Source organism: Candidatus Neomarinimicrobiota bacterium, from assembly GCA_030743815.1.
Lineage (GTDB): Bacteria > Fidelibacterota > Marinisomatia > Marinisomatales > S15-B10 > UBA2146.
Genome location: JASLRT010000123.1, coordinates 1 through 12,634 on the forward strand (window position 1 = coordinate 1; position 12,634 = coordinate 12,634).

Annotated in this window: 8 protein-coding genes; 6 read left to right on the forward strand and 2 right to left on the reverse strand. The window is 48.4% G+C overall.

Translation table 11 applies throughout. From position 1 onward, the window contains the following. From QF669_09675 to QF669_09690, 4 genes are all read left to right on the forward strand, one after another. Positions 1–181, forward strand: a 181-nt coding sequence (locus QF669_09675; protein MDP6457698.1) for a transglutaminase domain-containing protein, incomplete at its 5' end; no start/stop codon positions are given. A 245-nt stretch (positions 182–426) separates the two neighbouring features. Then, positions 427–3,261 carry an insulinase family protein gene (locus QF669_09680; protein ID MDP6457699.1) on the forward strand — a complete coding sequence of 945 codons (2,835 nt, stop codon included), beginning with the start codon at positions 427–429 and terminating at the stop codon, positions 3,259–3,261. Between the two features lie 118 nt (positions 3,262–3,379). Then, entirely contained in the window at positions 3,380–5,770 is a 2,391-nt protein-coding gene (locus QF669_09685) for a VCBS repeat-containing protein (protein ID MDP6457700.1), read from the forward strand. 73 nt (positions 5,771–5,843) lie between these two features. Next, on the forward strand, positions 5,844–7,841 hold the full coding sequence (locus QF669_09690) for a hypothetical protein (GenBank protein MDP6457701.1): 1,998 nt from the start codon (positions 5,844–5,846) through the stop codon (positions 7,839–7,841). Positions 7,842–8,062: 221 nt separating this feature from the next. Here QF669_09690 and QF669_09695 read toward each other — a convergent pair whose 3' ends face one another. Beyond that, a complete protein-coding gene (locus QF669_09695; GenBank protein ID MDP6457702.1) occupies positions 8,063–8,446 on the reverse strand; it encodes a hypothetical protein in 384 nt (127 codons plus the stop codon). 177 nt (positions 8,447–8,623) lie between these two features. Between QF669_09695 and QF669_09700 the strand changes: the two genes are divergently transcribed. Both QF669_09700 and QF669_09705 read left to right on the forward strand, forming a co-directional pair. Further along, positions 8,624–9,112 (forward strand): hypothetical protein, encoded by a 489-nt coding sequence (locus tag QF669_09700; protein ID MDP6457703.1) that lies wholly within the window; start codon positions 8,624–8,626, stop codon positions 9,110–9,112. Positions 9,113–9,433: 321 nt separating this feature from the next. Beyond that, complete coding sequence (locus tag QF669_09705; protein ID MDP6457704.1) at positions 9,434–12,352, forward strand: BamA/TamA family outer membrane protein; 2,919 nt, start codon at positions 9,434–9,436, stop codon at positions 12,350–12,352. A gap of 45 nt (positions 12,353–12,397) precedes the next feature. On the opposite strand, the gene QF669_09710 is transcribed toward QF669_09705, so the two are convergent. Further along, positions 12,398–12,634: DUF1080 domain-containing protein (locus QF669_09710; protein MDP6457705.1), on the reverse strand; the 237-nt coding region annotated here is incomplete at its 5' end.

Below are 12,634 nucleotides of genomic sequence, written 5' to 3' on the forward strand. Positions count from 1 at the left end.
CTATTTCGGACATCATCCTGCGAATCGTTTCGAATTCAGTCGTGGCAGGGACCTTGAGTTTGATCCGGGACCCGCTTCAGGACCGATCAATTTTCTTGCCTATCCGGTATTGGAAATTGGAGGCAAACCGGTAAAAGCGAAAACCGAGTTCTCCTTCAATCGTAACGTTTCTCCCAATTAACGACCCAAATTCAAACGGGGCCTGGCCGAGTATAAAGATATACCGATCGGTTTTTGGATCCCTATCGTCATAAGCTTCCAGCCACAGTTACGCTTGGGCATAAATAGCGATATCCAGCCTTGACAAGAAGGGACGTGCTGGAATTTCCGGTAGTCTCGATGCTATTCATTTCCAGATTCTTCTTTCATAAATTGATATATGGATTGCATCTGGTTTTTTCGAATTTGTATTAAGGGGACTATATTGTGAAGAAAACATCTCTTATAAAACTACTGATTCTGAGCTTTCATTTGATTACCTGCTCTCCGCCGGCGCCGCTGGCTCAACCGGAACAGGTGGTGGCGCAACAAGATCAGATACTGCCTCTCGATCCAAAGATCAACACAGGTGTTCTTGAGAACGGATTGAAGTACTTCATTCGTGTTAATCAGAAACCGGAAAAGCGTGCCGAACTGAGGCTGGTGGTGAACGCCGGTTCTGTACTGGAAAATAATGATCAGCAGGGTATCGCTCATCTCGTAGAACACATGGGATTCAACGGCACCGAGCACTTCGCGAAACAGGAACTGGTGGACTATGTGGAATCCATCGGCATGGGTTTCGGTCCACACCTCAACGCCTATACCAGTTTTGATGAGACGGTCTATATGCTCCGAGTGCCCACAGACAGTGCGGAGATGGTAGTGAAGGCGTTTCAGATTCTGAGCGACTGGGCGCAAGGGATGACTTTCGATTCCAATGAGATCGACAAGGAGCGGGGCGTTGTCATTGAAGAGTGGCGGCGCGGCCTCGGCGCCCAGGCGAGGATGAGGGATAAGCAGTTCCCCATCCTTTTCCACGATTCCAAGTATGCCGTCCGCCTGCCCATCGGCCAGAAGGCAGTTCTTGACACAGCCAGTCATGAGACTATTATTCAGTTCTACCGCGACTGGTACCGGCCCGATCTTATGGCTGTCATCGCTGTAGGAAACTTCGATGCTGACGAGATCGAGCGCCTCGTCCGGGAGCAATTTTCCGGTCTCGAGAATCCTGATGAACCGAGGCAGAGAACGTTCTACCCCGTACCGGATCACAAGGAGACGCTTGTGGCTCTGGCATCAGATCGGGAGGCAACAGGTTCGCGCGTAGCTGTCTATTATAAACAGGATGTACAGGCTGAAGAGACCGTATCGGATTATCGGGATCGGATTATCATGGGGCTCTACAATAGTATGCTTAACAACAGGCTTGATGAACTGAGGCAGAGCGCCGATCCCCCATTTCTGGGCGGCTTTTCCTATCAGGGGCGATTCATCAGGACGAAGGAAGTTTATGTATTGCTGGCGGCGGTCAAGGACAACGGCATTGGACGGGGACTCGAAACTCTTCTGGTGGAGGCCGAAAGGGTGGCTCGTCACGGCTTCACGCAGTCAGAGCTGGAGCGGCAGAAGAAGAACGTGATCCGCTCTATGGAACGGGCATATCAAGAAAGGGATAAGACACAGTCGCGTGTCTTTGCCAGCGAATACATCAGACACTTTCTTGAAGGAGAGCCTATTCCCGGTATCGAGTATGAATTGGAGCTGTATCGAAAGTTCCTTCCCGAGATAGCTCTGGAAGAGGTCAACCGTCTGGCGCGCCAGTGGTTGGTGGATGAAAACAGGGTCATCATGGTGAATCTCCCCGAGAAAGAGGGGGTTGTCACGCCCGAAGATGATGACCTTCTTGCCATGTTTGACTTGGTGGAAACAGCCGAGATCACGCCATACGAGGATGAGCTTTCCGATGCGCCTCTCCTTGCTGAATTACCGCAAGCGGGGCATATTGTGAACGGACAGACGATTCCCGAGCTGGATGTAACGCTGTGGGAATTGAGCAACGGTGTACGCATCTTCTTGAAAGAGACAGACTTCAAGAATGATGAAATTCTCCTCCGGGCGACAAGCCCCGGCGGCCACTCACTGGTGGATGATCAGGACTACATTGCCGCATCGACGGCTGCCGTCGTTATAACTGCGGGAGGTGTCGGTCCGTTCGACCGTATCACGCTGGAAAAATTTCTGGCCGGCAAGGTGGTGAACGTATCTCCATCCATATCGTCACTGACTGAAGGTTTCTCCGCCTCAGCGTCGCCCCAAGATATGGAAACCATGTTCCAGCTGATCTACGCCTACTTCACTTCGCCCAGAAAAGACAGCACGGCCTACCTGGCGTACAGGGAACAGATGCGGGGGTGGCTGGAGAATCGCAGTGCCACGCCGGAAGCTGCCTTCCGTGATACGATTCAGGTGACCCTGTCACAGCACCATTTCCGTACGCGGCCTTGGACGCTCGAGATGCTAGACGAGATGGATCTGCAGGCGTCGTACTCGTTCTTTCGGGAGCGGTTCGCTGACGCCAGCGATTTCACTTTTTTCATTATCGGGAATTTTGATGTGCAGGAAATCCAACCGCTGGTGCTGCAGTACCTGGGTGGTCTGCCTGCCGGGAACAGGAGCGAGACGTGGCGGGATGTGGGTATTGAATTACCACCGGGCAAGATTGAAAAAATAGTCCGTCGCGGCGTGGAACCGAAAAGCTCTACCCGGATGGTATTCTCGGGACCGTTTGAATGGACGCCTAAGAACAGGTACGATCTGAATGCCATGGCGCACGTGCTGCGGATTAAACTGAGAGAGAAGATTCGGGAAGACGAGAGCGGCAGTTACAGCATAGGAGTGAGCGCATCGCCGGCGCACTACCCGGATGAGGAGTACAGTATCACGATTCGGTTCGGCAGCGATCCCGAGCGGGCGCAGGAATTGAGCGAGACTGTCTTAGTACAGATCGATTCGCTGGTGAACTACGGTACGACTGAGAAGTATCTGACAAAAGTGAAAGAACGCCAGCGCAGGCAGAGAGAGACAGGGATGAAGGAGAACGGTTTCTGGATTCGGGATCTCGCCTTCTACGATTATCATAAAGAAGCGCTCACCTCTATTATTGAGTACGATAAACTGATCGATAGTCTGACTCTCGGCACCATACAGGCGGCAGCCAGGAAGTATCTGACCACCGAAAACTATGTAAAGATTGTCCTCTACCCGGAATCGATGCCGTGATTGCTAAAACTGACCAATCCCAATGATTCGAGGCAGAATGCATTTACTTGACTTCGCCTTTATTTTTCTTCAAATTTGAGCAGGCTGGGGGTACCCAGACTAAGAGTAGGGTAGACTTTTGGGATTGCAAATAACCGCACGCAAGATCGTATGTCTCGCCGCCGTTGCGCTCTTGCTGATCATCGGTTGTGAAGATCAGCTGGCCTCGGTTGTTACTAAATCGGACAAAAATGAGCTTTTTGAGCTGACGCTGGAGACATCCAGTGATATTGTAAATTCGCAAGGGTCATTGGATCTTATGGCAAGGGTGAAACGATTGAAAGCGGGATTGGCAGACGTTTCCAATAAGGTGCTCGGCGTATGGGATCTTGTTTACGATGAACCTGATACCCTCGATCCCGCACAACTTGAGATCGGCTACACTTTCAACAACGACAGTACGGTCACTCGTGTCGAGACGTACAAATTCGCCGATATCTTTTCCAAGATTGTCGGCAAGTGGAATATCAGTTCAATCGACAGCGATACACTCAATCCAGAACTTCTTCAGATCGAATATGAATTTGACGACGATACTACTCTCACTATCGAGGAGACACACAAGTTTGATGTATCTAAGCTGGGATCGCGTGTTCTGGGAGTCTGGAAAGTTACATCTTCTATCGATGGTTCGGATATTCTCGATCTGACCAATCTTACTCTGGAGTACACTTTTGAAAACGACAGCGCTGTCTCATTTCAGCGGAGCGAATCGAGTTCCGAAGGCATCGATGTCGGTTATGCGTCTGTACCTGCGTTTGTCGATATCGATAGAGATGCTGATCAGGACGTATTTATCGGTGGCCAGGACGGTACCATTGTCTATTATGAAAATACCGGCTCCGGCATGAAAGCTGTTTTCACGCAGAAGACGGGCAGCAATAATCCTCTTGATGGCGTAGTTGTAAGCGGTACCGCAGCCCCTTCTTTCGTAGATATTGACGCCGATGGTGATATGGATCTTTTCATTGGTGAGGATGACGGCACCATCAGCCATTACGCCAACAGCGGTTCAAGCACGAGTCCCTCTTTTTCTGAAGAGACTGGAAACAATAATCCGCTTGATGGGGTAGACGTTGGTTACGGCTCAACGCCCACCTTTGCCGATATCGACGGTGATGGTGATAAGGACGCATTCATTGGTGAATATGATGGCTTCGTCAACTACTACAAGAATACGGGCTCGAGCACAACTGCCACGTTTACCGTGCAGGCGGATGCCGATACTCTCTTCAAAAGTGATGTGGGGACGAACTCAGCACCGGCCTTCGTGGATGTTGACAAAGACGGTGACCTAGACGTATTCATCGGTGCCGGTAACGGTATCATCCAGTATTACAAAAATATTGGTTCAAATACAGCGCATTCTTTCTCTCCTCAAGTTGGGAATGACAATCCGTTGAATGCCGTCGATGTAGGTGAGGGTGACAATACAAATGCAACACCGGCCTTCGTGGACATTGACGGTGATGGTGACATGGATCTGTTTATCGGTGAAAATGAAGGTACCATCAACCACTACCTCAACAGCGGCTCAATTATCAGCGCCTCATTTACGGCGCAAACTGATGAGAATAATCCGCTGAACGTTGCGGCATCAGTGACGGAAACAAGAACGGGCGGCTGGATATATACACACGCTGACAGTACACTGGAGGTCGCCTTTTATGATAGCGTGGGAGGTGATACCGAATCAGGAACTGTCTCCTTTGACACAGACAGTCTGACCATTCCCATCAGTTCATATATGTACTGGAAGATTGGCCAGAAGCGCGTCACTTTTCAGAAAACTGCTCATGTGACCGGTTTTTCCGCACCTGCCGATTCGGTGGTCTCAAGGTCTGGTGGATGGTCATATGACCAAGCATCGAACAGCCTGTCTGTCGCGGTGTATGGAGAGACGGAGACGGGTACGGTCAGTTTTGATACCCGGGCTTCCACCGTACCTGTTGGTGCTTTCATGTACTGGGAGAGCGATACGAGAGGTGTCATCACTTTCGTCAAGACGGCCAGTGTGTCAGGGGCTGAGGCTACTCCGGATTCTGTTGTGACGGCAGCAGGCGGCTGGGATTGGGATGTTTCCACCGGAATTCTGACTACTACCATTATGGGGCAGGAGCTGTCAGGCGCGGTCACATTTGATACAGAAGGGTCAGTGGTTCCCATCAACGGTTTCATGTACTGGGAGACGGAGCAGGAGGGTCGCCTCCTCTTCAAGAAGACGTCAAATATCAGCAGCGGATCAAGTCCGTTTTCCATGAAGCTCGCTATGGACGCATCGGGAGGGAGTATTGATATCCTCCATATTTCATCCACCAGTAATATCACTGTGGTTATTGCCGATAGCGCCGGTTCAAAGTTTCAAGTGGAAGGTCTTTTTGTCCCCAGCAGCAACAAATCCAAGGCACTGATTTCGGCTAAGTTCCAGGACCTGTCTGTGAAGATACCGATTGATATTGTTAAGCGCTAGATTGGATATGAGAAAGATATTTAAATCATTATTAGTCATTTTTTTACTACCCCTGATATTGGTGGGGCAATCGATGCGGGATCTGGAATACCAGGTCGTAAAGCTCAGTTATGTTGAAGTGGATAGGGCCCTGGCCATTCTTAAGACAGTGGGTTATACGGTGGTTGAATTTAAAAGTGGTAAAGGTGAGTTGGCGGGTGAATACAGTTTTACTCCAACTGTTAGCAGTACGCTCAATATCCAGGAATTTCCCAAGAAAGACACACTTCCTATCGTCATAAAGGTGCCTGACACTGAGACAGTCAGTCTGCTTACACAGGAAAAAGGAAAGTCGGCCAAAGGCAAAAAAACGGAATTGGGCCTTGATCTCGCCGGAATCCCCATGCTGGGAGCTACCGCCGGTGCCCCTCAGCAGCAGATCCTCATCGGCTATAATCCCAACGATTTTGAACCGGTGGCGCGACTTCTCGATCTGCTGAGCAATAAAATTGACATCCCGGCGGCACAGATCCAGATTGAAGCGTTGGTCATCGAACTTGACTCCGACAAGCTGAACTCCCTCGGTATTGACTTTGGCGGTGCACAAGGTGGTCTCGCAGGGCAGTTCCCACCGCCTAATCCGAGCACTGGGGCCCTCAATCCGTTCACGCTTGTTTTTGACAGGACAGTTCTCGGAACAGCCACCGATTTCAACGCCAATATACAGGCACTCATAAGTATCAGTGCGGCGGAGATTCTATCGCGACCATCTGTACTGACGCTGGACGGCCGGCAGGCGAGGATCCAGGTGGGCCAGCAGATCCCCATAGTAAAGACTACCAGTACACAGACCGCCGTTTCCAAATCAGTAGACTACATCCCTGTCGGTATCGTCCTGAATCTCAGGCCAAGGGTGAGTGAAGACCAGACAAGAATTACTATTCAGATCGAAACTATCATTACGGAAACGGAGGAACGAACCGGTGCCTTGGCGGCCACCTCAGGCGTTCAGGAAGCACCCCTCATCAACAACCGCAAAGTGCAGTCGTTTGTCCGCGTGGCCAACAATACGCCGTTTATCGTGGGCGGCCTTATTTCCAGGAAAGTGAGTGACGTGAAGGGCGGTGTTCCTATCCTCTCCTCAATTCCGCTCCTGGGTCGATTGTTCTCCAGTTCCACAGTTGAGACTCAGCGCAAGGAAGTGATCGTTGTTATCACACCGCACATCATTAGCGAGCTGGGCAGCAACTTCAGCCGAGTTATTCCCCTTGATTCAGAAATATTCAACGCCTTTGGCAACCAGCTTTTCCAGAACAGCTACCGTGTCCAGAATGCTGATGTCTATGATCTCAGTTTCATCGATGAAAGTCCAGTCTTCCAGCAGATGCTGAAGGAAGTAAGAGTGGCCACCGAAGTGAATAAGACTCTGAAGATAACAGAGCCGTTCAAGAGCCTGCTGGAGGGTGGAGTGCCAGGGGAGGAAATTCTTGTACGGCGGATGTTATACGATATCATTGAGCGTCAGAACTATTATAGATTTATCCTTCCAGAAAAGGTAATCTTTTTTATGCAGGCGCCCGAAGATCCGGCGGGGTTTAGTGTTCGAGGCCTTGAAAGTTATGTGAAGAATATCAAGAAGAATAACGCTCTTCAATTGAGCTATTCCGTACACGAGAAAGCGTCGCTTGAAAAGCCGTTTGTCCGCCCCACAGCCGATTTGGAATACATTCCGTTCAACAAATCGTTCAACTACAAGGGAGCACTGGAAAAGACCAACATCCACGGCGCTACGCCGGAGGAGGACGTCTTCACTATCATAGTAAAGGAGTTCAAGCACGAACGGCGGCTGTATGAAGTGCTTATCCTGAAAAAAGTGCTGGAGATCAATCCCGACCTAAAACTCAGTGTTACCAGCTTCCAGCCCGGTATTGAGATTCTATTTCCGGCACCGGAAGTGCTTGAGAAGAATTCCCACGTGGTAGACAGGGACGTAGCACGTTATTTCTATGAAGTGAACAATTATTACGGCATGTTTGAGAAGGAATTCAATCGCAAAACGGCCGCCGTGGGGAAATTATTGCAAAAAGAATGAAAAATGTGATATAAATCATTGATTTTTAGTTTTAGAAGGGGTATTTTGAACTTAAGCTCGAGAGTAGAACTAGTCAAAGCATTAACAAAGGGGAGGTATAACGAATGAAAAAGCTATTGATTTGCATGTTCACGGTTGTCTTTGCGCTTGTCATTCCTGGACAAGTCCTTGGTCAAGGTGATTGTGACCCAAGTGTAGAGTATCCTGAACGAGCTCCTACCTCAGGAGGCTGTGCCGAAGGCCAATATGATGATTGCAACGATAACGGTGCTTATGATGAGGGTGAGCCATGCCATGAAGGGAATGGTGACCAACACAGTCTGCCACAGGCCGGTGATGTGTGCGCTATAGGAAACTGTGGCCATGTATTTAGCGAAAACGATCACCATGGCCACTGCCCCAATTGTGATGAGGGATTGGACACCGAGGAAGATTGGAATGACCACTGCAGTGAATTTGAAGGTCACTGTCCTGATCCTGGTGAAGGCGAACATCCAACTGGTGAAGGCGAACATCCAACTGGTGAAGGCGAACATCCAACTGGTGATCAACAGCCAGGTACTTGCGATGTGTGTGGTCATGAATTTGTCGAAAACGATCACCATGGTCATTGCAGAGAATGTGAAGCTGTAATGAACGACCAGTCAGATTGGGATACCCACTGTCAAGCTAATCCAGAGCACTGTAGGCCTCAGGAAGGTGACGAGTGCCATGAATGTGAGTATGTATATACTGGCGAGGAGGGCGAGGACCATGGTCACTGTGAAGTATGCAAGGCCGAAATGAACTCCCCGTCAGATTGGGATGACCATTGCAGAAATAATGAAGGTCACTGTCCTGGTGGTGGTGGTGATGATGGCCCAGCCCGCTTTGACGATGTTAATACAAGTGATGATGACTGCATCAATCTTGATGAAGCCTATGCATTCTTTGGACAAGGCGAAGACAGAGATGAATTCGCTAATGGTAATGATGAAGAACCTGGTTTCAATGACATTGCCAGCAGAAAAGAAAATGATGAATGCGGTAATGACCAAGTGAGCCGCAAGGAATTCTATATGGTGACTTATGAATGGATGAATGGAATGAACGAAGAGGAAGACATGGGGATGGGACAAGCAACCATGGCCAACTGCTCTGCTTGGTGTGCTGGAACTCCTAATTATAAAACTAAAGATCAAGATGGTGCTTGGTCTGATGAGATGGCGCGGTATGATGATGCAGATTGTCCTTGCCATCCTGACCATTCAGGCGATGAAGGTAATCATTAAGGGTATTTTCATTAATTAAAATACACTTCTTGTATTTATAAGTAAGAAAACCCCCGCTACGGCGGGGGTTTTTATTTTTTTAGATTCAAGCTGTCCAGTTGAGATTTAACTATCCGGCGTTTCCCGTGGTCAAATCTTTTGGAACATTATCATTAACATATCGTTTTAGATGTGAGATTAATAATTAGAAACTTCACGTAGCGAAATCCCCACATACCTTAATTAGCTACGTCAGGGCCGTGAGTGATCACGGCCCTTCTTCTATACAGAAAGTTTGGGAAGCATAAACAATATCACACGTAACTTCGCTTTCATAATTCCATGAAAAAGTTGTTCATTTCTCTAGTATTTCTTTCAGGAGTGTGTGCTCAGCCGTACCGTGCGCCCCTTACATGGGCATGGACGGGGCGAGTCCATCCTGAGCTTGATTGGTATACAATCTCTACTGATAACTTCAATGTACATTATCATCAGGATTTGGAGGACATTGCCCGACGGGGTGCTGTTATTGCGGAGGATGTTCTGCCGACACTTCTGAAGCAGATGGAATTGGACTCAATTCCAACTATCGATATTGTTTTTACCGCTGCTGATGAAGTGGCTAACGGTTTTGCAACACCTTTTTACAGTACATTCATCTGGGTCGGCCAGAACGATACAGCCCACAGGAACGAAGGAAAGAAATGGCTGGAACATGTGCTTCCTCATGAGCTCCAGCATATTGTCCTTTTTCATCGCACCCGATCATGGCTGCCTTCTCCATGGGATCTTTTGTTTGCAGGCATGCCTGGGTGGGTCGTTGAAGGGACCGCCGAGTACGAGACAGAAAAGTGGCGGCCTTACCGGGCGGATATTCAACATAAAGTTCATGTACTCCGAAACAACATGGATGAGATGGATCCACATCACGACGGTTTTTCCAAAATGCTCTACTGGTCAGACCGATTTGGTGATTCAACAATTGTGGAAACACTAAAATGGAGGAATTCCCTGAAAATTCATCGGTTTCCAGAGGCATTCAAAAAAGCTACAGGTATAACAGTAAGTCAGTTCGAGGAAGACTGGCGGCGCCACATGAATACTTACTATTACGGCGTCAGATCTCAGAAAGAGCCCATGGACGAAGTAGGTGAGGTGGTGTCGCTTCCTATCAAAAGAATGTTCTCTTTCATGTTTTCTTCCGATTCATCCAAGATCGCTCTCATGGGCCTCGATGATAAGCATCAACGGGATATGTCCTTGATAATTGCCGAAAGAGACACCGCTGCGGAACGTGAAGCACTGGAGGAGGCTGAAGCTGAGAAAGATACCACAAAAGAAAAAGTGAAGCCGAAAGTGTTGTGGAAAAAGAAAGAAGTAGACTTTGGCCGTTTTCACCAATTTTTTTCTTGGTCGCCGAATGGAAGGAAGATTGCATACTCAAAATACCATTTTGGCGATAACCAGTCTTCAATTTGGGATATTCGCGTTTATGATATTGAAACCGGGAGAGGTCAATGGTTGACTGATACACGGCGGGCAACCTATCCCATCTGGTCACCCGATGGAAAAACAATGGTTTACGTCTCCCACAGGAACGGGGTAGCAAATCTGTACAAAATGGACTCGGAAGGAGGAGAAGCGGAGTCTATAACTTCCTTCAGCGAGAATACTCAGATTCTTACACCAGCTTGGTCTCCGAAAGGCGAAAGCATTGCCTTTGCCAAAGCTGGTTCAGACGAAAACTTGGATTTGTGGTTACTTGATCTCCAGAGCGGGGAGACGAACCGTCTTACGGAACATGTTGCAGTGGACATCCACCCGGTCTGGGCTCCTGATGGAGCATCCATCACCTTTACCTCTCACCGAAGCGGCACACCCAATATTCACACTATCAGTTTGGATGATTTGGATTTGATGCAGAATACCGATGTGGGTGAGGCTATTATGGCGTTCCAGCGTTTACCGAATGATTCTACGGTATATGCCATGACATTGGGAGATGTTGACACTGTCAGGATTGTGAAGGTGTGGCCAAAAAGAACCATAACAACTTCTCCTTTGTCAATAATGGACAGTTATACTGATTGGCGAAAAGCACACCCGGAATATCAGCTTGAGCCAGTTGATTTTAGTAGTGATATTGAGGTCACGGAGCCTAAGGATTACAATTTCACCAAACATTTGAAACATGTGACCACCATGGTGCTACCGGATATTAACACCGTTGGAATTACCCAATGGATTGATGGTCTCGGACGTCATTTATTCACTGTCGTCGGATTTACAGACTTCAAAACTGAGGAAGGTTCTGGTCTGTTGCTATCTTATCAGAATGCTCAACATGGTCCTCTTTGGTCTGCCTCCTATTTCTTTAACACCCTGCCTGTGTATCGTCCTTACGACGGTAGTCGGTACGGTCTCCTTGAAACAAAAAATGGTCTTCAGTTAAGGCTGTTTCATCCATTTAATAGAGGTGAAAGCCTTTCATCCAATCATCTCATTTCATCATCGGTTTCTCTTATGGATCGTCAGCAGGTGGTCTCAGATAGCATCAATTGGTTTACCGGAGAATGGTTTCCTCGGGATGAAAAGATTTATGGAGCAATGCCAATCCCCGAAGCGGGGAGGGAGGCACTGTTTTCCTTGGAATACCGTTGGGTGGATCGCCGTCCCCACGCATTGAACAACCTTTTGCCGCGCAAAGGAAAGGGGTTAATGCTGAGGGCTGAAAAAGCGACTTCTTCTTTCTTTGGCAAATTCAACTATACAAGACTTGCGACGGATGCATTTATTAATATTCCAGCTGGCTCTACGGCGTTTTTCGCACGCATTAAGGGTGTCGTTCTTTCCGGTGCACCACCCGCTCACGATTATGTAGGACTTACCAATGATGCTCCCGTTTACTTATCAGTTCCGTTGGGTGATCTCGCCGCATCTTTGTCTGAGTTTCTACCTGAGAATCACAATCCCCGGGGATGGACCGGCACACGGCTGGGAAACCGCTTAGTTTTTGGCACCGCAGAGTATAGGGTGCCGGTCATTCCTAAAGTATTCTCCTTAGCGCTGATTTCCGATTTTGGTAATGTGTGGAATAACGGTGAAAAGGTGGATAAATTGGTGATGACAGCGGGGTTGGAAGGGAAACTTGCTTTTGGCCCTGTAGTATTTGCCTTGGGTCAGGCTCAAACGTTAGATGAATGGGGAGATGGGGGCAAGCCTGATCAATATTTCAGACTGGCATTGATCAATCCGTTCTAGTAAATCAGAGATTTAACTATATCTGCGACTTAAGCTGCGGGTTATTTACTGACTTAAAGGGAGAATTTCTATTTTCCGGAATTCAACAGGATGACTTTCGGCTTGGAAGGCGATATAGCCACTGTTTAGTATTTTATCATTCCTGGCCAGTTTTTTAGCGTCAGGGTCATTTTCGTCAAGCTGAGGTTCAGTATACTCTAATACGATCTCCCCGTTAACCTTGTGTTTGATCCCGGTGCTGCCCCTGACTTCCACTTCTATCTTTACCCACTGGTCACCGTG

Bases quoted from the DNA above. Each gene is read 5' to 3' on its own strand.
- QF669_09695 (MDP6457702.1), bottom strand. From the start codon at position 8,446: ATGGTGATCGTTTTCGACAAATTCATGACCACACACATCGCAAGTACC.
- QF669_09705 (MDP6457704.1), top strand. From the start codon at position 9,434: ATGAAAAAGTTGTTCATTTCTCTAGTATTTCTTTCAGGAGTGTGTGCT.
- QF669_09690 (MDP6457701.1), top strand. From the start codon at position 5,844: ATGCGGGATCTGGAATACCAGGTCGTAAAGCTCAGTTATGTTGAAGTG.
- QF669_09700 (MDP6457703.1), top strand. From the start codon at position 8,624: ATGAACTCCCCGTCAGATTGGGATGACCATTGCAGAAATAATGAAGGT.